Annotated in this window: 26 protein-coding genes and 1 pseudogene; 9 read left to right on the top strand and 18 right to left on the bottom strand. The window is 63.6% G+C overall.

Features of this window, described 5'->3' with window-relative positions:
* Positions 1–126: 126 nt before the first annotated feature.
* The gene (locus tag IPM84_15045) at positions 127–558 is read right to left on the bottom strand and encodes a hypothetical protein (protein MBK9094056.1); all 432 of its coding nucleotides are present in this window, start codon (positions 556–558) and stop codon (positions 127–129) included.
* Complete coding sequence (locus tag IPM84_15040; GenBank protein ID MBK9094055.1) at positions 536–727, bottom strand: hypothetical protein; 192 nt, start codon at positions 725–727, stop codon at positions 536–538. The genes IPM84_15045 and IPM84_15040 overlap by 23 nt, the downstream gene beginning before the upstream one ends.
* 916 nt (positions 728–1643) lie before the next feature.
* On the opposite strand from IPM84_15040, the gene IPM84_15035 reads away from it, so the two are divergent.
* Positions 1644–2033 carry a hypothetical protein gene (locus tag IPM84_15035; protein ID MBK9094054.1) on the top strand — a complete coding sequence of 130 codons (390 nt, stop codon included), beginning with the start codon at positions 1644–1646 and terminating at the stop codon, positions 2031–2033.
* A 70-nt stretch (positions 2034–2103) separates the two neighbouring features.
* On the opposite strand, the gene IPM84_15030 is transcribed toward IPM84_15035, so the two are convergent.
* Positions 2104–2280, bottom strand: a complete 177-nt coding sequence (locus IPM84_15030; protein MBK9094053.1) for a hypothetical protein — start codon at positions 2278–2280, stop codon at positions 2104–2106.
* Positions 2281–3068: 788 nt separating this feature from the next.
* Here IPM84_15030 and IPM84_15025 point away from each other — a divergent pair.
* The 7 genes and pseudogenes from IPM84_15025 to IPM84_14995 all read left to right on the top strand — a co-directional run bounded on the left by IPM84_15025 (position 3069) and on the right by IPM84_14995 (position 8047).
* Complete coding sequence (locus tag IPM84_15025) at positions 3069–3275, top strand: DUF951 domain-containing protein (protein MBK9094052.1); 207 nt, start codon at positions 3069–3071, stop codon at positions 3273–3275.
* 792 nt (positions 3276–4067) lie between these two features.
* The gene (locus IPM84_15020) at positions 4068–4274 is read left to right on the top strand and encodes a hypothetical protein (protein MBK9094051.1); all 207 of its coding nucleotides are present in this window, start codon (positions 4068–4070) and stop codon (positions 4272–4274) included.
* 693 nt (positions 4275–4967) lie between these two features.
* Positions 4968–6285: pseudogene (locus tag IPM84_15015) on the top strand (aminotransferase class III-fold pyridoxal phosphate-dependent enzyme).
* Positions 6286–6378: 93 nt separating this feature from the next.
* On the top strand, positions 6379–6762 hold the full coding sequence (locus IPM84_15010) for a hypothetical protein (protein MBK9094050.1): 384 nt from the start codon (positions 6379–6381) through the stop codon (positions 6760–6762).
* Positions 6647–6973, top strand: coding sequence for a hypothetical protein (locus tag IPM84_15005; GenBank protein ID MBK9094049.1), 327 nt, complete (start codon positions 6647–6649; stop codon positions 6971–6973). Before IPM84_15010 ends, IPM84_15005 begins: the two co-directional genes overlap by 116 nt.
* Positions 6912–7691 carry a hypothetical protein gene (locus IPM84_15000; protein MBK9094048.1) on the top strand — a complete coding sequence of 260 codons (780 nt, stop codon included), beginning with the start codon at positions 6912–6914 and terminating at the stop codon, positions 7689–7691. Before IPM84_15005 ends, IPM84_15000 begins: the two co-directional genes overlap by 62 nt.
* Positions 7692–7738: 47 nt before the next feature.
* Positions 7739–8047, top strand: a complete 309-nt coding sequence (locus IPM84_14995) for a hypothetical protein (protein ID MBK9094047.1) — start codon at positions 7739–7741, stop codon at positions 8045–8047.
* 55 nt (positions 8048–8102) lie between these two features.
* Here IPM84_14995 and IPM84_14990 read toward each other — a convergent pair whose 3' ends face one another.
* The 15 genes from IPM84_14990 to IPM84_14920 form a co-directional block, all read right to left on the bottom strand.
* The gene (locus tag IPM84_14990; GenBank protein ID MBK9094046.1) at positions 8103–8591 is read right to left on the bottom strand and encodes a hypothetical protein; all 489 of its coding nucleotides are present in this window, start codon (positions 8589–8591) and stop codon (positions 8103–8105) included.
* A complete protein-coding gene (locus IPM84_14985) occupies positions 8504–8830 on the bottom strand; it encodes a hypothetical protein (protein MBK9094045.1) in 327 nt (108 codons plus the stop codon). Before IPM84_14985 ends, IPM84_14990 begins: the two co-directional genes overlap by 88 nt.
* Before the next feature lie 109 nt (positions 8831–8939).
* Positions 8940–9602 (bottom strand): hypothetical protein, encoded by a 663-nt coding sequence (locus IPM84_14980; protein MBK9094044.1) that lies wholly within the window; start codon positions 9600–9602, stop codon positions 8940–8942.
* Positions 9603–9752: 150 nt separating this feature from the next.
* The gene (locus IPM84_14975) at positions 9753–10217 is read right to left on the bottom strand and encodes a hypothetical protein (GenBank protein ID MBK9094043.1); all 465 of its coding nucleotides are present in this window, start codon (positions 10215–10217) and stop codon (positions 9753–9755) included.
* Between the two features lie 228 nt (positions 10218–10445).
* Positions 10446–11012: a hypothetical protein gene (locus tag IPM84_14970; protein ID MBK9094042.1), complete on the bottom strand. Its 567-nt coding sequence runs from the start codon at positions 11010–11012 to the stop codon at positions 10446–10448.
* Positions 11013–11026: 14 nt separating this feature from the next.
* Positions 11027–11776 carry a hypothetical protein gene (locus IPM84_14965; protein MBK9094041.1) on the bottom strand — a complete coding sequence of 250 codons (750 nt, stop codon included), beginning with the start codon at positions 11774–11776 and terminating at the stop codon, positions 11027–11029.
* Positions 11749–12363, bottom strand: a complete 615-nt coding sequence (locus IPM84_14960) for a hypothetical protein (GenBank protein ID MBK9094040.1) — start codon at positions 12361–12363, stop codon at positions 11749–11751. Before IPM84_14960 ends, IPM84_14965 begins: the two co-directional genes overlap by 28 nt.
* A gap of 269 nt (positions 12364–12632) precedes the next feature.
* Positions 12633–13724 carry a hypothetical protein gene (locus tag IPM84_14955; GenBank protein ID MBK9094039.1) on the bottom strand — a complete coding sequence of 364 codons (1092 nt, stop codon included), beginning with the start codon at positions 13722–13724 and terminating at the stop codon, positions 12633–12635.
* Positions 13648–16410: a S8 family serine peptidase gene (locus IPM84_14950; GenBank protein ID MBK9094038.1), complete on the bottom strand. Its 2763-nt coding sequence runs from the start codon at positions 16408–16410 to the stop codon at positions 13648–13650. The genes IPM84_14955 and IPM84_14950 overlap by 77 nt, the downstream gene beginning before the upstream one ends.
* Before the next feature lie 154 nt (positions 16411–16564).
* The gene (locus tag IPM84_14945; protein MBK9094037.1) at positions 16565–17275 is read right to left on the bottom strand and encodes a hypothetical protein; all 711 of its coding nucleotides are present in this window, start codon (positions 17273–17275) and stop codon (positions 16565–16567) included.
* Positions 17209–18456, bottom strand: a complete 1248-nt coding sequence (locus IPM84_14940; protein MBK9094036.1) for a S8 family serine peptidase — start codon at positions 18454–18456, stop codon at positions 17209–17211. The genes IPM84_14945 and IPM84_14940 overlap by 67 nt, the downstream gene beginning before the upstream one ends.
* 510 nt (positions 18457–18966) lie before the next feature.
* Positions 18967–19884 (bottom strand): hypothetical protein, encoded by a 918-nt coding sequence (locus IPM84_14935; protein ID MBK9094035.1) that lies wholly within the window; start codon positions 19882–19884, stop codon positions 18967–18969.
* Positions 19881–20459, bottom strand: a complete 579-nt coding sequence (locus tag IPM84_14930) for a S8 family serine peptidase (GenBank protein MBK9094034.1) — start codon at positions 20457–20459, stop codon at positions 19881–19883. Before IPM84_14930 ends, IPM84_14935 begins: the two co-directional genes overlap by 4 nt.
* Positions 20354–20980 (bottom strand): S8 family serine peptidase, encoded by a 627-nt coding sequence (locus IPM84_14925; GenBank protein ID MBK9094033.1) that lies wholly within the window; start codon positions 20978–20980, stop codon positions 20354–20356. The genes IPM84_14930 and IPM84_14925 overlap by 106 nt, the downstream gene beginning before the upstream one ends.
* Before the next feature lie 31 nt (positions 20981–21011).
* On the bottom strand, positions 21012–21764 hold the full coding sequence (locus IPM84_14920; GenBank protein MBK9094032.1) for a hypothetical protein: 753 nt from the start codon (positions 21762–21764) through the stop codon (positions 21012–21014).
* A gap of 151 nt (positions 21765–21915) precedes the next feature.
* Here IPM84_14920 and IPM84_14915 point away from each other — a divergent pair, with 151 nt between their 5' ends.
* The gene (locus IPM84_14915) at positions 21916–22221 is read left to right on the top strand and encodes a hypothetical protein (GenBank protein ID MBK9094031.1); all 306 of its coding nucleotides are present in this window, start codon (positions 21916–21918) and stop codon (positions 22219–22221) included.
* Positions 22222–22278: the final 57 nt, after the last annotated feature.

Genomic DNA, 22278 nt, shown 5'->3' with positions numbered 1-22278 from the left:
GCCAGAGTTCGTCAATGCGCTGCCGCCGATAGGCGATGAGCTGCTGCGGCGACACCCGTGCCAACAACCGCCGGTGCGCCTGCACCTCGTGCCGCATCGCCACCAGACGCGCCTGCAGGTGCGTCGTCAGCAGGCCGGAGGCCGGCCATTCGTTTCGCGCAGGCTTGCGCTGATCGGGCACCACCAGCGCCGCCGCGCCGTGGGCGTCGCGGCGCACGCACATCGGCCAAAATCGGCAATGGCATAATCAACCTCGTGCCCCACCCCGCTGACAACCGGCACCGTTGGCGTTAACAATGGCGCGGCGACGCGCTTCCTCGTTGAACGCCCACAGCCTTCCCAGCGAGCCTCCGGCCCTGCGCCACGATGATGACGCCAATCGCTCCACTGTGGCTGACCAGCGATCTGCGCCGCTGAGCGCCGCTCGATCTGCGCCGGCGCTTCGCTGCTCCGCACCAGGGTAGAGGCTAGAAGCACATCCACCGTAACGCATAGCGCGCCTGCGGTGCGCAGGATATCGCGAGGAGCCGCCGCATCAGCCGAGGTGACGATGCCCACGCGCCAGGCCAGGCCGGGCAGCGGCCGCTTGCGCTGGGTCGAACAGCCCTTCGGGCCGCAGCCGCTCCTTGAGTGCCTCGAAGGCCTGGTTCAACTGCCCCAGGCCCGTGGGTTGGCAGCAGGCGTCCACCACCAACTGCAAACGACCCTGCGCCGGGTAAACATCCATCTTGCCATGCGCCCGCATTCAAATCGCCGTGGGCGGGCACACGTACGCAGATGCGCAGCCTGGCTGCTTACTAGGACACACTCCAGCGTCGCCGCTCGTCTTTCAACCGAAAAGTAGCAGTGGGGCCTGAGCCGGTGGCCTGCGTGAACTGCGACACCTCCCCTGCACCTGCACACGTCCTGCAGCGCGCCATTGGCCCGCACGGTGCTTTTGATGTCGTTGGATCAGCTGGTTGATGCTGATGACGGTCGGCATGAGTACGGTTTGCCTCCTCAGGCGCTGCGACGTACCAGCAGGCGCATGCCCGACGGCCAATGACTTCAACCTGGGCCGCGGCCGCGGCGCTTTCCGCAATCTCCGCCTGCCGTAGCCCGCCGTTGAAAATACCCGGCCGCGCGGCCAGTGCGCTGCGCACCTCGGCCCGGTTAGCCGATGAGCGCCTCCGCACCGGTGGCCGGGCGTCGGCGCCGGGCGCTGGAGGACCCGCCATGGCAAAGGCAAAAAAGGCCGCGGTCACAGCGCGCCAGCGTAATGATCGTCGGGCCAGGGTACGGCCGTGTAAGGTGTATTGAACAAGATACCTGCTCCTACGACAATGAAGTCACGCCCCCAGGGTCAGCAGCGTGGTGGGTGCTTGATGTCCAGAATGAAGAGGGCGAAGGCCAGGATGATGGAACCCCAGGCCGACCCAGTTCGCCTCCAGCGTTTCCAGGCCATAGAAGGCCAGCAGCAGCGCAATGACGCCAACGACACCAGCCGCACACCGCCGGGGCTGGAGAGTTCATATAGCAAGGCGTTGAGTCCTGAGGTCAACAGAATGGTTGGTAATGGTTCTGGTCCGCACGGCGTTCAGCAGGTTCCCCGAGCAGCCTGAATGGCACCTTGTTGATTTGCACCGCTTCCGTCTGAAGTTCTGTTGTGGTCGTTGACCGTCACTGTGAAAACCATTCATCTGCGCCAGCAGGTCATCCAGGTCACGGGCGATGAAACCGGATCGGCGCCCAAATCTTTGGTCCATCGGCCGTGGCCGCGCGGCCTCTTCCACGGCCTGCGCGCACCAACCGCCTTCTCCCCAGCTGCTTGGAGCAGGTTTTCCGCATCGGCTGGACAGGATGTTGACCAGCTTGCTCTGATGGTGTTCCGGCAATCGGCGCCGCCTTCGGCCCACGGGCTGGCTGCTCCGATGCCGCTGCCCGGCGCCGCGGTCACATGCGCCGCCAGCGTGATCAGCGTGCCAGCGGAGCTGCAGCATGAGCGCCGCCCGAGAAACGTAAACCACAACCGGCACATCAGACTTCAACAATAACTGCACGATGTCCTGCATCAGGCCACACTGCCGCCCGGCGTATCGAGTTGCAGTGATCACCGCCTGGCCGTTAGCCTGCGCCTGCGGCAATGCTGCGCTCCAGATAGCTGACCGGGACCGGCGTTACCGGGCCGCGGAAGGTCAGCACTTCCACGGTCGGCGTCTGGGCGTAGGTTGAGCGCCCTCCGCTGAAGATGGTCAGCGTGACCAGGAAGCCAGAAAGCCAGGAGTAAAACGCTGGCGCCACGACGATTGTCGCATAGATGTCTCCGGTGGGGAGACTCACATCAGCGGCGGAATATCATCTGGCCGCTATGCCTGAATTATACCGCACACGCCGCGCAAAGTACAGAGGGAGGGCAGAAGTGCAAAGTGCAAAGTGCAAAGTGCAAAGTGGCTGTGTCTTACGAACGAGTGGCTGCATGAGTCCCCAACTCGTGACTTTGGGCACATGGGATGATCGGTGTATAATCTGCAGCGTGAGGAGGAATCGTATGACCCAAAACGTTGACTCTAAGGAGATCGCTTGCCGTTGGCGGAGTTCCGTCGCGGCTTTACAGGCTGATGGGCGAGCGCCTGATCAGTATCGTAATTATTTGGATCGCGCGCAGCGCGGCGATGCTCATGCGGGATAGCGATTGGGATTTGTTGGTCATCGCGCGCGACTGTCGCAAAAACGTTGGGCAAGTCATCTGTGGTTGAAAAATATTTACCGGTATCCTGGCGAGGCGCGGCAGTGACTGCAACACCCGGAAGAGTTCATTGCACGGTTGCCGAGCCTGTATCTCGGATATTGCACTTGATGGACTCATTCTTTATGATGCAACTGGGATGCCGAAAGCTAAAAGCCGTCCCAGGTACGTCGTGGCTGATTGAAAAGCAGGGTTTGTATCGCGAATCGCACCACAACGACAAGCAACGGCACTGGCGATATTTCTCCGGACGAACGTGAAGTCGTTGGAAGGAGAGTAGATCTTCCATGACAAGCCATCTGATGCCCAGTATCGGCTAAGAGGACTTGGGGTTCTGAGGAACATGTTGCCTCGAACCTTCCTGGGTGATATCGTCTGCTTGCGCAAGCCGCATCCGTGCGGTGGTTGTGATTGGGAGGCGGTGCGCCTGGGCGCGGATATTGGCATCCGCCGTCTCACCTGCCAGCACAAAGTTCTCCTCGAACGGCGCGACCTGGAACGGCGCCTCAAGACCTTCTGTCAACGGGCCGTCGTTCCCAAGCAAGAATAATATCTCGCTCGGACACGAACCATAGTATGGATAGTAGGATGAACCGACAAACCTTGTGGAAATTCAGCAAGACTACAGCAAGCCGGCCTCGATGGCTGGCCCCTCTTGATTTTCGCGGTATGAACCCCATTGCCCGCCAGGTGGCCGCAATGCCAGAGGAAGGAGTCTTCAGCCGGCGCTCAGTCTACTGGATTCCAGCCTGCGGCAAAGCCACCTGGCCTGTTCATCGCATCGAAGCTTGGCCCTTTTACCGGCTCCGGCGCCCGTGTCTACACCTACGTGACCTGGCAACAACGACCTGCGGATCCAGGACTTGCTCGGCCATACTCAACGCATCGCCATGGAATTTCCCAGTCTGGCGGCGCTATCCCCTACGTGGCACGCGTGGACGCCGGCACCATTGATCTGATTCGCAGCCTGGGCGTGGAAGTGGTCTCTTCGTCGACCTGGTGCAGTGGGTGCAGGCGCGGACGCCCGCGCAGTTGGCGCAGCACCGTGTGGCCGCCCGCCCGCTCGATCAGATCGGGACGAATGTTTTGCCTGGATGACCGCGGAACTGCGCGCGGGCGTTCTCCCGGCGAAGCCGAGGGCCAACAGTTTGTCATGCGCCGTTTCGCTGAGGAGGGCTTGATCACTGACCACCCGCCCATTGTGGGCATCAACATGCAGCGGCGATCCAGCATTACGCGCCGACCACGCAGCGCCAGTTCTTTCTCAAGCCCGGCGATTTGTCTTACTCGATCTGTGGGCCAAGCTCGATCAGCCCGGCGCGGTGTTTGCCGACATCACCTGGTGGCCTTTGCTTGTGCTGAGGCGCCCGCCGAGCAGCGCCAGGTTTTCGACATCGTCGCGGTGGCGCGATGCCGCGGTGCAGTTCATTCAGCAGCGTTTGGCCGCGGGCAGGGCGTGCAGGGGTTTGAGGTGGACGATGCCGCGCGGCCGTCATTCAGGCAGGCCGGCTATGGCGGGGCTTTCCATCGCACCGGGCTACAGCATTGACACCAACGGGACACGGCAACGGCGTCAACATGGACAAACTGGTGACGCACGATGAGCGCAAGCTGATCCCCGGCGTCGGCTTTTCCATCGAGCCGGGCATCTACCTGGCGGATTTCGGCGTGCAGTGAAATCAACATGATCGTAGGCGACGGTTTCGCTGAGGTGACCACCCGTTTCTGTGCAGAAGGCCATCGTTTCCTTCTCGCCGAATGAATTCGGGGCGAAAGGGCGTTCCGCCGCAGGTCGGCCTGCGCTGACCGGCATTGTGCCCACGCAGGTGGACGTCTGGCGGCACGCCCACCAGGCGCGAGCTTCACCGCTTCAGCTGGCCGGACTGGCATTGCGTGGTCGCGGGTTGCCTGAATAGTTACCTGACGACCACGATGCCGGGCATGCGGTATTCGTCGTAGTTGCCATCGGAAAGACGAGGCGCAGGCGCAGGTCGTGGTGGCTTGTCAGTAGCGCCCCGTGCCCACAAGGCCAGGGTGTTGGTTCTTGATCGGTTGATTGATCGGCGCACTTGACGCCTGTCAGTGTCAGGCCGCGGCCAATCGGTTAGACTGCAAACCAACCGCTGTGGTTACAATCGAGTTCCGTTCGGCCCGGCGCTGCGGCGTCAGGGGTGAGCTGTAAGAAAGAATCGTTGAAATCACAGCCGATTTCAGTCTATCTCAAGGAAGAGAACACTATTAGATGCTCACACAAGATTACATTCACCTCGATGAAACCTATTTCGCTCACACACTACAAGCCCCTCGATGTGGTCATCGCCCAGGCCAGGCGTTTGGGTCACCGATGTCGAAGGGGTTCGCGCTACCTGACTGCCTCAGCGCCTATTCGGCGGTCAACCAGGGGCACTGCCACCCGCATCGTGCAGGCCTCATCGCCCAGGCGCAGACACCGACGTTGACCCTGCGCCGCGTTCCGCAACGACCAGAGGGCCTGTTCCTGCAAGACCTGTGTACCCTGACTGGCTATGAGACGGCGCTATTGATGAACACTGGCGCCGAAGCGGTCGAGACCGCGGTCAAGATGGCGCGCAAATGGGGCTATCAGCGCCGTGACGTGCCGGAAGACCAGGCTGGAAATCATCGTCTGCGCCGACAACTTTCACGGCCGCACCATCAGCATTATCAGCTTTCCACTGAGCCGCAGTACTGGGTCGGTTGGCCCCTTCACGCCCGGCGGTGACGCCCATGATTTGCGCAGCCTGGGCTCCGGTGCCCAGCGCCAACACCGTCGCCTTCCTGGTCGGGCGATTCAGGGCGAGAGCGGTGTTCATATTCCACCGGCCGGTTATCTCAAACGGGCCAAAGCCCTGTGCGGAGTAGCATGAGGTCCTGTTCATCGCCGATGAGATTCAGTTCCGGCCTGGGGCGCAGTGGCAAGCTCTTTGCCCGTGATTGTGAAAACGTCAAGCCTGACGTGATGATTATCGGCAAGGCGCTGTCCGGCGGTTGTTATCCGGTATCGGGCTGTGCAGGTTTCAGCCGACATCCTGAGTGTCTTTCGCCCTGAGTGAACATGGCAGCACCTTATGGCGGCAACCCGTTGGCCTGCGCGGTGGCCCGCGTAGGCCGTGAAGGTGCTGGTGGAAGAAGATTTGATCGAAAACTCGGCCCGGCTGGGCGCCTATTTCCAGGAGAAGTTGCGCGCATCGCCAGTCCCTTCGTGCAGGAAGTGGCAGGGGCTGTTCATCGGCGTCGAGCTGAAGCCAGAGGTTGTCGGCGCGCGTTTTCGCCAAGCTTCTGCGAAGCCTCATGCGCGAGGGCCTGTTGTGCAAAGAGACGCACGAGCATGTCATCCGCTTTCACCGCCCCTGGTCATCACCCAGGCGGAGATTGACTGGGCGCTGGCGCGCATCGGCTTGGTGCTCATGGGGCAGTTTGCCGCGCACCCGCACTGGCGCTGGCCTGAATCCGCCGCCGATCTTTCTGAATCTGTGAGAAGGCCCAATGCATCTTGGCTTCCCGGTTGCCGTGCAGGGGCGCCCCGGTTTACGTGCCTATGACAGCCGTTCTCCCCAGGCGCCAGACGGATCAGGCCCGCACCTCAGTGTGAGAGCCTGACCTATCTGCGCGACATTCTGCGCTATCTGGCGCAGATGCACATCCGCTTCTATCGCCTCTCCAGCCGCCTGGCGCCGCACCTGGCCTTTCCCCGGCATCCTGAACTGACGGCGCAGGTTGATCAGTGCCAGGCTGAGCTGGCCCACACGGCCGACCTGTTGCGCCGTGACCGCGTTTCACCGATCCACGCTGAGGCCAGCGTCATCCTCGACAACGCGGATGCCACGCTGACGGACACCAGCCTGGCCCACCTGCGCGGCCTGGCCGGCCTGCTCGATCGCCTGGGCGCAAGGGGAGGGCGTGGTGGTTGTCCACACCGGCGGCGTCTGCGGCGACAAGGCCGCGGCGCAGGCGCAGTTTTGCCGCAACTTCGCGCGCCTGCCGCCGGCGGTGCAGGCGCGGATGGCGCTGGAGAATGATGACCGCTTTGGCCTCAGCGACGTGCTCTGGATACACCGCCAGACGGGCGTGCGCTGGTCTTCGACCGCCTGCATCACCTGGTCTTCAACCCGGATGGCCTGGACGAATTCGAGGCCTGGCCCTGGCGCTCAGCACCTGGCCGCGCGGGGTGCGGCCCAAGGTTCACTTCGCCTCCCCGCGCACCGCGTTCAACGTGCTGACCGCCCCTGAGCCGGGCGGGCCGCGCCGTCTGCTGGCCGCGCCGCGCTGGACGCAACATGCCGATTATGTCAATCCGTTCGAGTTTGTGGACTGGCTGCGACGGGCCAGGGCGTTCGGGCTGCCCGATTTCGATATCATGCTGGAAGCCCGCGGCCGTGACCTGGCGCTGCTGCGCCTGCGCGCCGATCTGGAGCAGTTGCCCCAGACGTACGAGGCTGGATCGAAAGCTAGAGGACCGATCACCAGGAGGTACCCATGCCTGTTTCGCGCTCAACCTGGACGATTTACCGCGCCGGGTCATCAGCGCGCGCTGGTGGCCGTGCTGCCGACGCCCGCCGACTTGACGCGGGCCGCTGAAGAAGGGTGGTACCGGGTGCCGGTGGCCCGCGCGTCGGCACAGATGGGCGCCGACTACCTGGCGTTTTACCAGACCGGCGCCTTTGCCCCGGCCGACCGCTGGCAAATTGCGACCCTGGCAGCCGTGCGGCGTCAGCATCGCCCGCCGCGTGGACTGCTGCCCGCGAGCCGCAGCACCCGCGTGCGCACGACGAATACTACCGCATCGAGTTGGGGCCGCTGTGGCGCTTGCCGCAACCGATCCCCAGCCGGCGCCTGCGTCGCATCACCTTCATCCCCACCACGCTCGCGCGGCTGCTCAGCGCGCGCGAAATCAACGATCTGTGGGACAAGGGAACCGCGCAGGACCGCCTGTGGAGCGCCCTCTTGAACGCGGGCTGGAAGCCGAGCGCCAGGTGCCGTGGGATGAACCGCCGGATGATGACGTGGCTGATCTGGACGATGTGTGGGGCGTGGCCGAGACGCCTGGGCAACCGCCGATTGACTTCGCCCCTCTACGGGCGCAGTGGCGGGTGGCGGTCATCTACGCAGCAGAACTGGCTGCTTCCGCTGCCGGCAACGGTCAGCCCGCGCAGTCTGCGCGAAGCCGGCGATCAACGTTACGCGCTGGCCGCTGCCGGGTGGACGCCCGTTTTCCTGGACCCCGAACATTGCTGGCGGCAACCCGCCGCCTGCCTGCGGGAGATCACGCAGGCGTTGGCGCAGGTTCTGGATGCTAAGGAATGAGAATTAAATAAGTGTCCGCTCTCACTGCCTGGCTGAGCAGTTACGAATTTTGACCTTAGTGACGGCGCATCACCATGGGAATATAGACCGGCAGGGAGGTGGGGGGCGTGCCCTGGGCCACTTTAAGATCGCCGTTGGTGGCGTCGTAGTAGGCGGCGTAGGCGTGGTCGCTCTGATCCAACGCCAGGGCCACGTAACGCCCCACTTCGCCGGCGCCGTCCAGGGTGTTGATGTCCCAACTGCCGCCGCGCAGTTGACCCACTTTGAGGTTGTGCGCGTTGTCGGCGTAGTAGGCCACCAGGGGAGCGTTGCGGCTGTCGAGCGCCAGGGCAGCAAAGCCAACCAGGCCGGTGTCGGCAACCGTTGTCACTACCCAAGAGGTTCCAGCCAGGTGTGCGTATTTCAGGGTGTACTGCGTCCAGTCGTAATAGGCCAGGTGCGGATTGCCCAGCATGTCTACGGCCAGCGAGACATAACCGCCCACATCGCCGGCGCTGTCCACAACCTGGATGTTCCAGGGATAGGCGATCTTGCCGCGAGCCACCTTCCAGTCGCCGTTGTTGGAATCGTAGTAGCGATCTGAACAACGTCGGCGCTGTCAATGTCCAGGGAAACGTAGCTGATCGAACCGACGTTGTCAATGAGTTGCAGATTCCACAGCGCGCCGTTGTAATACACATGCTTGAGCGTGGCGCTACCCGCATCAAGATAGGCGATGTGGGGCGATTGGCCGGAGTCCAGCGCCAGGCTGATGGCGCCGCCCACCGTTCCGCTGCCATCCACGGTCTGAATCTGCCAGGCGCTGCCGGTCCACTGCGCCAGTTTGAGGTTGCCGTGGTGTCATCGAGATAGGCGATGAACGGGCGATTCATCGAATCCACCGCGATCGCGGTCAGGCTGCCGACGGCGTCGCCGTTGGCGCCATCCACGGTTTCGATGCTCCAGGCGCTGCTGCCCCAACGAGCGTATTTGAGATCGGCTGCCAGGCTGTCGTAGTAGCGATGTGGGGTTGGCCGCCGTAATCCAATACCAGGCCGGTGGCCTCGCCCACGTTGCCGGCCGCGTCCACCACGCTGAACGACCAGTCTGTGCCGCTCCAGGCTGCGTATTTCAACAGGTTGTGCGTCATGTCCAGGTAGCTGATGCGGGGGCGGGCAGTGCCGTCAAGCACGATCGAGGTGTAGGCGCCGGTATCGTCGGCGCTGTCAACCGTTTGGATGGCCCAGGTGGCGCCGGTGCGCCGGGCGTATTTCAGATCGCCGTGGGTCCAATCGCGATAGCTGATGTAGGCGCGGTTGGCTGCGTCCAGGGCCAGTGAGGTTTGGCCGCCCACATCATCGGTGCTGTCCACGACTTCGGTCTGCCAGCCATTGCCCACCGCGCGCGTGTACTTCAAATCGCCGTTGGTGCTGTCGTAAAAGCTGATGTGGGGAATGCCGCTGCTGTCCAGGGCCAGCGAGGTATCGCTGCCCACTTCGCCATCCGCATCCACGACATTGCGTGATCCAATCGCTGCCGGTCCAGCGGGCGTAGCGCAGATTGGCCGCGTAGACATCGTAGTAGCTGATGTGGGCGCGGTTGCTGCTGTCCAGGGCCAGGGAGATGTGCCGCGCGACCAGGGACTCATTGCCCACAGACTGGATTTCCCACTGGCTGCCGGTCCAACGCGCGTATTTGAGCTTGCTGTGAGTGTCGTCGTAGTAGCTCAAGTGGGGGCGGTTGTTGCTGTCCAGGGCCAGGGCGACGCTGGAACCGACCCGCCGTTGGCATCCACGGTCTGGATGACCCAGGCGTTGCCCGACTTGCTGGCGTAGCGCAGATCGAAATTGGCGCTGTCGAAGTATCCAATGTGCGGACTGCCGTTACTGTCCAGCGCCAATGAGGCGTAGGCGCCCACGCGTACACCGCTGTCCACCGTTTCGAGCTGCCAGGCGGAGCCGTCGTGCCAGGCGTAGTAGAGATGGTCGCCCCCGTAAGCGATGTGCGGCCGGCCCTGGCTGTCCAGGCGCAGGCTGCGTGTGCTCAGCTCATCGAGGGCCTTGGGGCAGTCCACGCAGCGAATGTCCCAGGTGTAGCCGGTCATGGGTGCGTGGTTGGCTCTGTGGGGAACGGCGCCAGCCTGCGGCGCGGGCGCCAGGCCAGAAAGGATGAGGAGCAAAACGATGGTCAATGCCCCTCTCTTGTGCAGGCGGCCGACGATCCAGGGGCTTGGCGACGCGGTGGATGAGCATTGTGCAGGCGTGTGATCACGGTGAACTCCTCGCCAGGATGAACGATGCCCACATCCTGCGTGGATATGGGCATCGAGGTGAAAGAACTGCCGCCCCCCAATCCTGGGGGAAAGCATGGCTCCCCAGGATTGGGGCAGGCGAACTAAGGTAGTTATTCGGATAGGCTATTAGTAATCGAACACGATCTCGGCCGCATCAATCTTGATATGCTCCGGGTGCCCGCCATCGCCATCGGGATCGCGCGTGACCAGGCGAATCTCGGTACTGACCAGCTCGGCGAGGGTGCTGACGCGCCACAGATCGAAGTGATAGTCGGTCTTGACGTCCTTGTTCCAGAACGGGGGGATGATCGTGCCCAGGAGCACCAGGCGGCCATCGGACAGTTTCTGGTAGGCGTCGAGCACCGCGCCGTCGTAGAAGGCGTTGACGCGCACTCGCACGCGCGGGCGGAAGATGTTGGTGGCCGGATCGAGGTTGCCGGGACTCCAGCGGGTCAGGTAGATCGGCCCATCGAGGGTCTGGTCAATGATGCTGCCGCCGCGCCGCAGCGCGGAGGTCACATCGCCGCCGCGGTAGGTGGCACGAGAGACCACGCCCACCAGGGTCAGGCCGTAACCGACGCCCTGGCCCTTGTTGAGCGCCTCGGCCAGGCTCTCCACCCGGCGATAGGCGGTGTTCAACTGCGGCGCGGGCGGGTTGAGCAAGCCTTCGATCTCGGTCAGGACGCCGCCCACGGTCGTGGCGGTGGTCAGCGCGGCAGGTTGATGGGGGTGCGCGTCAGGAGCAGATTGCTGGACACATTCAGGCGCAGCGCCGCATATTCCTTGCGCGCCCGTCCTTCATCGCCAGGCGCCGGTCGGAGAAGCGCATCCTGCAGAGAGACGATCTCCGGGAAGACGGCAGAACTGCTCTGCGCTGAGGCAATGAACGCGGCAATCTCAGCCGCGGTGTAGCGAGGGTGCCCGCTGCGGTGAATTTCCTTCTTCCAGTCGGCAACCGTCATGGGGCCAACCGTCAGTGGATCGAAGTAGCCAAGATTCAGCTCACGAGTCTGTCCGGCCCCCAGGCTGAAGGCGAGCAGCGAAGCATCGTGCGATGGAATCCAGCCGGCCGGAATGGTCAGGTCGTCCACGCGCAGCACGTAGGCGCCGGCGTCGAGGCTGCTGAAGCTGTAGGCGCCCTGGCTGTTCGACGTGGCCTGGCCGACTACGCTCTCGCCGCTGTCAATCACGCCGTTGCCGTTGCTGTCGCAGTAGAGGGCCAGGGCGGCGCTGGCGATGAAGCCTTCGTCCGCGTCCAGCACTTCATCGCCATCCAGGTCTTTCCAGACGATGCCGTTGAGCGACGCGTCGCCCCCGCGGGGGATGAGGATGCCGACATCCTGGCGCAGGATGCCGCCGCCGTAGCGGCTGACGATGGGAACCGCGATTTGGGCCGGCAGCCCGATACCGCCGGGCGGCTGCACCCGCATCACGTACGCCGGGCCACAGGTTGGCAACGACGTAGCTTGCCCTGGGTGTTGGAGCCCGCGGAGCCGGCCAACGGTTCGCCGCTGTCAATCAAGCCGTTGCCGTTTGGGTCGTGGAAGACCTCGACCAGGGCGTCTGGGATGACCATTTCGCCCAGGCCGCGCACACCGTCCTGGTTGGCGTCATCGAAGATGGTGCCGCTGAGGGTCATCAGCAGGGTGCCGCCGAAATCAACGCCGGGCGCAACGACGCTGCCAACCACTACGGTTCGAGTATTCGGAGTCGTGCGGGTGTAGCCCAGGGCCTCCAGGCTGAGTTCCGTGACCAGGTAGGTGTTTGCGTCCAGCGCAGTGAAGGCGTAGGTCCCATCCAATGCGGTGGTGGTGACGGTCAGGAAAACCTGGCCGTTGGTGGCGGCGTCGCGAATCTCGACAGTGAGACCCGCGTCCAGGCCGTTGTCGGTGGCATCACGGATGCCATCGGCATCGGCGTCGAAGAAGACGGCGCCGATGATCCCGCCTGTACCGGCAGCATGACCAGGGGCCGGGCGCGCCAGGGAAGCTGTAGCCCCCACAAGCAATGCCGTCAGCAGTACAAGCCGAAGTAGGTTTTTCATAACATTGACTCCCATTTCTCTAATGCCTGCGCCATGAATCACGGCGCTGGAAAAGGTTTTTTTTCGGGGGGGGCGGGGCCTTGCGCCTGCCCGCGTGGGCCGCCAGGGGTGCGCCCCTACAAATTGAGAAGATACGTGAAACGCACCTGATTCTAGCGAAATTTACGAGGTCGGGGGCGCGCTCGTGATTACAATTCGCTGACAATTCGACGGCTGACCGGCAACGACTGCTGTGTCAAGACAGCCGTCGAATGTTCAGGGCTTAATCCTCACCCGATTCTGCGCACTTGAATGGCCGAAACGATCGGATTCTTGGTGCCACTGACCTTGACGAAGCTGATATTGAGTACGCCATCGGTCACGGCGATCGTGTACACCTTGTCGAGCGCCACGGCCTTGCCGGCCTGACCATAGACGCTCATGTTCGGTTCGACGATGGTCGTTTCCAGCGTGATCTTCATCACACGATCCGTTGACTTGGTAGACTCGAAGTCAGCAAACTTGAACGTCACTTCGTACGTGCCGCTGGGAACGGTGAACTTGTACTCGCCGGGCGCGCCGCGCCATTTCTGGTACAGCGGGTCATCGGTGGTGCCGGCGACGGCCGTGGTGCTCGATTTGGCTGTGCCGCCGGTATAGCCCCAGCCGTTGGTCAGGTAGGCTTGATCGGCCGGCCACACCTGGCTGCTGCCGTCAGTGTACGCGGTGCCGCCGGCGTTGACGCGCTGGGTGGTGTAGGGCAACGGCGTTGGGGTGTTGGTTGGCGTCGCGGTCGGCGTGCGGGTTGGCGTTGGCGTTGCCGTAGGACAGGTCGCGCACGGTGTGTTCGTCGGGGTGGCAGTCGGTGTATGGGTCGGCGTGTTGGTGGCCGTGGGGGTCGGCGTGGGCGGAGGCACCTGGCGCACCCCTACCGCGGAAACTACCGGCACATTGCTGCCGCCATTCTGGCTGAAGACCACATTGAGAATGCCGTCGCTGACGGTGGTCTGATAGACTCGATTCAGGGCCACGTACTGACCTACCGCGGAATACAGGCTGAGTGCATTTTCGACGATGACGCCTTCGATCGTGATACGCATGATGCGCGACGTGGCCGATGTCGCGGTAAACTCGCAGAAGCGCAGGGTCACCTCGTAGTTGCCGTTGGGTACGGTGAACTTGTATTCGCCGGGCGCCTCGCGATATTTCTGATACAGCGCGTCTTCGGTGGTGCCGCCAACAGATTTGGTGGACGACTTGGCCGAGCCGCCGGTGTAGCCCCAGGAGTTAGCGGCAAAGGCCTTGTCAACGGCCCACACCACGGCCTGGCCATCGGTGAAAGCCGAGGTGCCACCCGAGTTGACCCGCTGCGCATACGGCACCGGTGTGGCCGTGGGCGTGGGCGTCCTGGTCGGGGTATGGGTTGATGTTGGCGTTGCCGTGGGGCAGGCCACACAAGGCGTGTTCGTGGGGGGCAGTCGGGGTGTTGGTGGCTGTGGGGGTCGGCGTGGGCGGAGGCACCTGGCGCACGCCGACAGCGGAAACCACCGGCGCGTAGGTGCCGCCGTTCTGAATGAACATGATGTTGAGAACGCCATCGCTGACCGTCGCCTGATAAACCCGATCCAGGGCCACGTAACGTCCCACCGTGCCGTAGATGCTCAGGGCGCTCTCTACGATGACGCCTTCCAGGGTAATGCGTATGACGCGCGACGTAGACGATGTCACCGAAAACTCAGCAAAGCGCAGGGTCACTTCGTAATTGCCGTTGGGCACGGTGAACTTGTACTCGCCAGCCGCCTCGCGATACTTTTGATACAGCGCGTCGTCCGTGGTGTTGCCAACCGATCTGGTGGACGACATGGCCGTGCCGCCGGTGTAGCCCCAGGAGTTGACAGCAAAGGCCTTATCAACGGCCCACACCAGGCCCTGCCCATCGGTGAAGGCGGTCGTGCTGCCCGCATTGACCCGCTGCACATACGGCGGAGGTGTGGCGGTTGCAGTTGGCGTGCGGGTCGGCGTGGGCGTCGGTGTGCTGGTGGGCGTGGCAGTGGCCGGCAGCGTCGGCGTGGGCGTCGCGGTGGGGGTATCGGTCGCTGTCGGCGTCGGCGTGATCGTCTGCGTGGAGGTCGGCGTGTTGGTGAAGAGCGGCGTTGGCGTGGCGGTGGGCGTCGCGGTGAAGGGGGTCCAACTCGCGGCCGCGGCCAGCGCGGCGCCGGCGTCTATGCGGCCAAAGCCGTAGTAGATGTCGTAGCCGGCCGCGCCTTTGTCCACCGCGGTTTGCTCGATGATGGCGCGCACGTCGGCCGCGGAAAAGCTCGGATGCGCCGAAAGGATCAACGCGGCCAGGCCGCTGACATGCGGCGCTGCCTGTGAGGTGCCGCTGAAGTACTGGTACGCATTGGGATTGCTGGCGGTCCAGTTGGTGCTCCACACCGTGTCGCCCGGCGCGGTCACGTCTACGAACGTGCCGTAGTTGGACAATGTCCACCACACATCGTAGTAGTCGGTGCCGCCCACCGCAATGACTGCGGGATAGCCGGCCGGATAGTACGTCTGATTCAGGCCCATGTTGCCTGAGGCAGCTACCATCACCACATCATGACTTGCGGCATAGGCCACGGCATCGGTCATCAGGTAGGAGGTGCCGGCGCTACCAAGCGACATGTTGATCACATCCGCGCCATGATCGGTGGCATAGATCACACCATCGGCCACCCACACCCAACTGCCGTAGCCGGTGTAGTCCATGACCTTCAGCGGCATGATCTTGACGCCCGGCGCAATGCCCGTGTTGCCCTGTCCGTTGTTCATGGCCGCGGCCACGATCCCCGATACGTGGGTGCCATGCCCTTCGTCGTCGCTGGGGTCGCTGTCGTTGTGTACGAAGTCGTAACCGGCCACCGTTTGCCCGCTGAATTCCGGGTGCGTCAGCGAAATGCCGGTGTCGAGCACGGCCACAGTCACGCTGGCGCTGCCGGTGGTGTAGTTCCAGGCCGTTTCAGCGTTGATCATCTGCGGCGCGTAGACCTTGCTGATGTCGCTGTAGTCGGGGTCGGTGGGCACCACGGCGATCTGCGCCAGGGCGTTCGGCTCGGCGTAGCGCACATCCGCGCGCTGGCGCAGCGCGCGAATCAGAGCCAACGCCTGCCCTGGCTGGCTGCGCAGCACCAGGGCGTTCAATGGCTTGATTTCACGCACGACCTGCGCCTGTTGTTCCGCCAGGATGGCCGCGACGGCGTCGGCGCTCATTCCTTCGCGGAAACGCACGATCACCTCATCGGCCGCCACGGGCGTCTGTTCGACCTGGGGCGGAATCACGCTGTTGCGCCCCGGCGCCAGGTCCAGCAGTGCGCCAAAGCCGCCCACCTCGCCGCTGAGCAGATCGAGACCGGTCTGCCCCGGCTCGCCAATGCCGCCCGGCGGCTGCACACGCACCACGCGCTGGCCCGGCATGATGCCGCCGATCGCGTAGTTGCCCTGGTTGTCACTCACATCGCTGCCCAGCAGCGGTTCGCCGATGTCCACCAAGCCGTTGGCGTTCAGGTCGTCGAAGACTTCGATCAGCGCATCAGGAATGCGCATCTCGGTCAGGCCGCGCACGCCGTCGTGATTGGCGTCGTCATAGATCGTGCCCGCCACCGCGCGCGGCAGCACGTCCAGGAAATCTACGTTCGTGACGGCTGCCCCGATCACTTCGACCACCTGCGTGTTCGACGTGGTGCTGACATAGTTTTCCAGGTCGGTTTCGGTGACGGTGTAGGCGCCGTCAGCCACCGCAGGAAAATGATAAAGGCCGTCCGGCGACGTGATCATCGTCGCGTAGACCACCTGGCCGCCCGTGGCCTGATCGCGCAGTTCGATGAGCACCCCGGCGATGCCGCGATCCTGCGGATCGCGCACGCTGTTCGCGTTACGGTCGAAGTAGACTGCGCCGCTGATCTCGCCATTGGTAGCCGGCTGCGCGCTGTCTCCGCTGCGGATGATGACTTCCTGCTGGCCGTCGTGCGCCAGCGCAACTGAGAGGATCGGCACGGCCAACAAGGCGCCGATCAACGCAACGATCAAGAGCTGTCCTATTCTTACAGTTATTTTCATCGTGGGTCCCTCTGGTACTTCTCTTATTCCTGGATGAACACTCATTCATGCTGGTTCATCATATCCAATGACTGTGACAATGCTGATAACGAGTCTGCCCGGAGGGCAAGCACAGGCTCCCTGTTCAACGAATCTCGATGGCCGCCACGGCCGGGTTCTTCCTGCCGCCATTCTTGACGAAACTGATGTTGAGCGCTCCGTCGTTGACGGTCACGGGATAGATGCGATCAAGCGCGGTGGCGCGCCCCACCAGGCCGTAGATGCTCAGCGCCGACTCCACCGTCACCCCTTCGATGGTGATCTGCATCAGGCGGTCGGACGCCCGCGTCGCCTCGAATTCGGCAAAACGCAGGATCACGTTGTAAGCGCCATTGGGCACGGTAAAACGATACTCCACCGGGTTGTCGCGCCACCGCTGATAGAGCGCGTCGTCCAGGGTGCCGGCCACAGCCAGGGTGGTGGATTTGGCCGCGCCGCTGAAATAGCCCCAGGCGCCGGCCACATACGGCGCATCGGCCGGCCACACGACGCCCTGCCCATCGGTGAAACTGGGGCCGCCGCTGTTGACGCGCTGAACGTAGGGCGGGGCCGTTGTCGTTGGTGTTGGGGTGGGCGGCGTTGCACCGGCAAAGCTGACCTCGATGGCATTGATGATCGGGTTATAGCTGCCGCCGTTGGCGGCAAACAGAATGTTCAACTCCCCGTCATTGACCACGGCCTGGTACCCTCTGTCGAGTGCGGTATAGCGGCCGACGCTGCCGTAGATGCTCAGGGCCGCCTCCACGGTGGTTCCTTCCATCTCGATGCGCATGACGCGCGCGCTGGCATTGGCCACACTGAATTCAGCAAAGCGCAGCACCACAGTATAAGCGCCGTTGGGCAGGCTGAAGCGATACCGACCGGGCGCTTCACGCCAGGCCTGGTAGAGCGGCTGATCTGCGGTGCCATGAACCTGTTTGGACGAACGCTTGGTTGTGCCGCTGTCATAGCCCCAGGTTCCATTCCAGGCCTGGTCCGCGCGCCACAGGTTGCCTGGCTGTCCTGGTAGGCCGCGCCGCCGCAGTTGACTCGATAAACCGCAGGGGCAGCGGTGGGCGCGGGCGTTGGCGTGGCGGTGGCTGATGGCGTGGCCGTCGCCGTTGCCGTCGGCGTCATAGTCGGCGTTGGCGTCAGGGTGACGGTCGGCGTTGGCGTAACCGTGGGTGTCGAGGTTGGCGCGGGCGTTGGGGTGTCAGGCAGCGGCGTCCAGTTGACGGCCGCGGTCATGGCCGCGCTGGCATTGATGCGACCGGCGCCGAAAAACGGATCTCGGCCTGGCGCTCCCAGGTCTACGGCCGTCTGTTCGATGATGGCTCTCACCGCGGCCGGCTGCAAATCAGGGCGCTGCGCCAAGAGCAGGCCGGCCAGTCCACTGACATGCGGCGTGGATGCGGAGGTGCCGCTGGCAAAACCATAGCCGCCCGGCGTGCCGGCGCTCCAGAGCGTGCTCCAGATCTCCACGCCCGGCGCGCCGATGTCCACGAAACCGCCATAATTCGACAGGATGAAGCGCTCATCGGACCGGGTGGTTGCCATCACCGCAATCGTTTCATCGTAGGCGGCCGGGTAGTAGGGCAGTTCGAGGCCCAGGTTGCCCGCGGCGGCCACGAGCGTCACCCCATGACCGGCCGCGTAGCGCACCGCATCGAGCAGAAGTTGGGAGCCGGCGTAGCCGCCGAGCGAGAGATTGATGATGTCGGCGCCCTGATCCGCGGCAAAGACGATGCCGGCGGCCACATCGGCCCAATCGGCCAGGTTCGAGGCGTTGAGAACTTTGACGGGCATGATGAGGGCGCCGGGCGCCAGGCCAGTCGTGCCCTGGCCGTTGTTCATGGCCGCGGCAATGACGCCGGCCGCGTGGGTGCCGTGACCCGAATCGTCGCTGGGATCGCTGTCCTCGTTGACGAAGTCGTAGCCCGGCAGCAGGCGGCCACTGAATTCGGGATGAGAGCGCGATGCCCGAATCGGCCACGGCAATCACCACCTCCGTGCTGCCGGTGGTGATGTCCCAGGCTGCCTCAGCGCCGATGAGCTGCGGGGCGTAGACGCGATCGGGCAGGCTGTAGTCGGGATCGGTGGGCGTCAGGGCCGCCTGCGCCAGGTAGTTCGGCTCCGCATAGATCACCTCTGTCCGGCCTCCTAACTCGTCCACCAACTGCATCACTGCGCCGGGTTGAGTCCTGAGCACATAGGTATCGAGGCCGGCCAGGTAGCGCATCGTCTGCAGCCCGTACTGCGCCATCAGCGTTGCGCGGGTCTGTTGGTCGGTTGGTGCAAAGCGCACGATGATTTCATCGGCCACGAAGCCAGACGTGACCTCGGGCTGAGCCTGCATCGTTACGGCTTGCGCCGGCCATGCTGCGGCCAGCAGGATGATACTGAGAATTAGCGGCAGCGCCCAGCGCAGCAAAACCTGCTGATCAACGTTGCGACCGGTCCGCGTGATGCGTATCTGTTTCATGCCATGTTCCTGTCTGAAACTCCGAATCACGGTAGTTTGGGGATCTGGATCGCCGCCACCATCGGGTCGAGTTTGCCGCCGTTCTTGGCGAAGGCGATATTCAAGACGCCGTCCGCCACCGTGGTCTGATAAACCTTGTTCAGGGCCGCGGCATTGCCCACCAGGGTGTTGACATTGAGCGTGTTCTCCACCACCACCCCTTCGATCGTGATCTTCATCACGCGCGAGGAGGAGCGGGTGGCCTCGAACTCAGCAAAGCGCAGCGTGATCTCGTAGGCGCCATTGGGCGCTGTGAAGCGGTACTCGCCTGGTGCGCTGCGCCACTTCTGGTACAGGGCGTCATCCGTGGTGCCGGCGACCGCGGTGGTGGTTGACTTGGCTGTGCCGGCCGTGTAGCCCCACGACCCGCTGGCAAAGGCCTTGTCGGCCGCCCATGCCTGGCCCTGCCCATCGGTGAAGACGGCGCCGCCGTTGTTGGCGCGCTGCGTGTAGGGCGCGCTGGTGGGGGTGGCGGTGGCAACTGGCGTTGGCGTCGCGGTGGGGCAGGTCACACAGGGGGTGTTGGTGGGCGTCGCGGTCGGCGTGGATGTGGCGGTGGGCGTAGGGGTGGGAGGCGCCGTCTGGCTGATCATCACGGCAGAAATCACCGGCGGATTCGAACCGCCGGCCTTGTCGAGCTGGATGTTCAGTTGGCCGTCGTTCACAGTCACCTGGTAACTCTTGGTCAGGGCTGCATAACGCCCGACCTGACCGTAGATACTGAGGCTGCTCTCGACCACGACCCCCTCGATGGTAATGCGCATGACCCGGTCCGTTGACTTGATTACGTCGAATTCGGCAAAATAGAGACCCACCTGGTAGGCGCCGTTGGGCAGGTTGAAGCGGTAAGCGCCAGGGCTTTCGCGACGTTTCTGGTAAAGCGCGTCATCCTCCGTGTTACTCACCGCGCGCTCGATGTCTTGGAAGTGCCGGCGGTGGCGCCCCAGTTCCCATCCCACACCTGGTCGGCTGCCCGCATGGCGCCCTGCGAATCAACGAAGAAGGTGCCGCCGCTGTTGGTCCGGCGCACATAGGGCGTCGGGGTAGACGACGGTGGCGGTCGGCGTCGCTGTCGGCGTGGGGGTTTGGGTGCGGGTGGGGTAGGCGTCATGGTGGGGGTCGCGGTGGGGATCGGCGTCGCCGTCGGCGTGGAGGTCGCGGTGGGCGTCGGCGTTACCGTGACCAACTGCCCGCGCCCAGGGCGCGCCCGCGTTGATGCGTCCCCATCCGGAGTAAGAATTGGGCTGCGGCATGCCAGGACATCGGCGCTTTGCTGCAGCAGCAGGCGCACATCGGCAACCGAGAAGTTGGGCCGGTCGGCCAGGATCAGGGCGGCCAGTCCGCTGACGTGCGGCGCTGCCATCGAGGTGCCGCTCAAGGAGTCGTAAGCGCCGGGGTTGGTGGTGGTCCAGAGGGTGCTCCAGATGTCAACACCGGGCGGGTCAGGTCCACCGCATCGCCGTAGTTCGACAAGCCCCACACCTCATCGCTGCGTGGTGGCGCCCACGGCCACGGTTTGGGATAGTAGGCCGGGTAGAAGGGCGCATTGGTGCCGGTGTTGCCGCTGCCTGTGACCATCAGAACGCCGTGCGCCGCCGCGCACTCGATGGCGTCTTCCAGGATCGCGGAGCCAATCGGCCCGCCCAGCGAGAGGTTGATGATGTCCGCGCCCTGGTCCACCGCAAAGACGATGCCGGCGGCGATGTCGGCCCAGGTGCCGCTGTTGGAAGCGTTCAGCACTTTGACGGGCATGACAGAGACGCCGGGCGCGATGCCGGCCATGCCCTGGCCGTTGTTCATGGCTGCGGCCAGAATGCCGGTGACATGCGTGCCATGCCCGTTGTCATCGCTGGGATCGTTGTCGCCGTTGATGAAGTCGTAACCGGGTACGAAGTGGGTTTGTGCAAACTCAGGGTGAGTGAAAGAGACGCCGGTGTCTACCACGGCCACCACGACGCTGAGGACGCCGGTGGTTGCGTCCCAGGCGCTTTCGGCTGACATCTGCTGCGGTGCGTACACCAGCGCCGGTGTGTTATAACCTGGGTCGTTCGGATGCAGGGTGCCGCCCACCACGTAGTTGAGGTCGGCCCACAGGACCGCGGGTTCCAGCGTCAGGTCTCCACCAGAATCTCGACAACCCAGGCGTCGGTTCGATACTGATAGACATTGATGTCCGCCAGATAACGCGGAGCTGCAGGTCGTAGCGAGCTTCCACATCGTCAATGACCACAGCCGGGGTTTCCGGCAGATAGCGGATCAACACATCGCGGTCCTTGTACGCATGTTTGGCCAGCCCAAAATTGTTGCCGGTATCAATCAGGCCAAAGGCGTCGAAACTGGCCTGTTCCCTGTTGTCGGTGGTCAGGACGTGGTGTTTGGGTATAGATGAAACATCAATATCCAGAACGAACTGCCCCATGCCGCCGATAACGAAGGTGTAGGAGCCGCCCGCGGTGGATTTTTGCGTGGCCAGGAGGATGTCGCCGTAGTTCGGGATGCCGTTGTTGTCCATGTCGCGAAAGAGGCGCACCGTGACATCGCGGATGCCTGCTTCGGTGGCCGGGTCGAAGAGGCCGTCCAGGTTGCTGTCTCGAAAGACCATGCCGGTGATCACGTTTGACTGTTCGCCCTGGCACGCCAGCGCCCGGTAGGCTGAGCCGTTGTCCAGCACACGCAGGTTGCTGGCCAGGCCGGTTTCCAGGCTGATGTCGGGCCAACAAACCGCCCGCGGTGACCGCCATGAGCGAGCCGGTCGTGGAGAAGCTGATGCCTTCGAGCGCGCCAAGGCCGGTGCTTGCCAATGACCGACGTCATGCCGGTCGTCGTTCGATTTTGATCAGAGAGTTGGCGCCGCTCGTCTCAGCGGTGATGCGATCCTTTGCCCGTCATCGGGGTGGAGGGTGATGTCGGTCACGAGTTGTCCGGCCGGGAGTTGAATGACGATGCTGGTCCGCATGCCGGCCGAACGCATCATGGATGAATTCGCCGGACTGGGGTTCGATCTGGAAAAGGAGACTGCCCGCGGGTTCGACGGGCCAGCTGGCGTAGAGCGCGCCGGAGAACGGATCGAAACCAAGCCCTGGGAGTTCTCGGAATTGCTGCCGCCCGGCGGAGCCGTTGCTTCGCCCAGGTTCGGAGCCAGTATAGACCCCAGAAGCGGCGTCCAGTTTGCCGAGCTTCGACCGTTGACAGCCCATACAGTTGACCGGTCCTGGCTGGCGGGCCAATGCTGTCGTTTGTAGACGCCGGCGCTTCATGCCGATGTTGGTTTCGTTGCTGGCCGGATTGCCGTCCGAGGG

Source organism: Candidatus Amarolinea dominans, from assembly GCA_016719785.1.
Lineage (GTDB): Bacteria > Chloroflexota > Anaerolineae > SSC4 > Amarolineaceae > Amarolinea > Amarolinea dominans.
This window is presented reverse-complemented; position numbering and strand designations above follow the sequence as displayed.

Excerpts from the sequence above, each read along its gene's own strand:
- IPM84_15040 (MBK9094055.1), bottom strand. The coding sequence starts at position 727 with ATGGATGTTTACCCGGCGCAGGGTCGTTTGCAGTTGGTGGTGGACGCC.
- IPM84_15025 (MBK9094052.1), top strand. The coding sequence starts at position 3,069 with ATGTTGCCTCGAACCTTCCTGGGTGATATCGTCTGCTTGCGCAAGCCG.
- IPM84_15010 (MBK9094050.1), top strand. The coding sequence starts at position 6,379 with ATGCACATCCGCTTCTATCGCCTCTCCAGCCGCCTGGCGCCGCACCTG.
- IPM84_14995 (MBK9094047.1), top strand. The coding sequence starts at position 7,739 with ATGATGACGTGGCTGATCTGGACGATGTGTGGGGCGTGGCCGAGACGC.
- IPM84_14980 (MBK9094044.1), bottom strand. The coding sequence starts at position 9,602 with ATGTCTACGCGGCCAATCTGCGCTACGCCCGCTGGACCGGCAGCGATT.
- IPM84_14960 (MBK9094040.1), bottom strand. The coding sequence starts at position 12,363 with ATGAAAAACCTACTTCGGCTTGTACTGCTGACGGCATTGCTTGTGGGG.
- IPM84_14925 (MBK9094033.1), bottom strand. The coding sequence starts at position 20,980 with ATGTCAGCCGAAAGCGCCTGGGACGCAACCACCGGCGTCCTCAGCGTC.
- IPM84_14915 (MBK9094031.1), top strand. The coding sequence starts at position 21,916 with ATGACGATGCTGGTCCGCATGCCGGCCGAACGCATCATGGATGAATTC.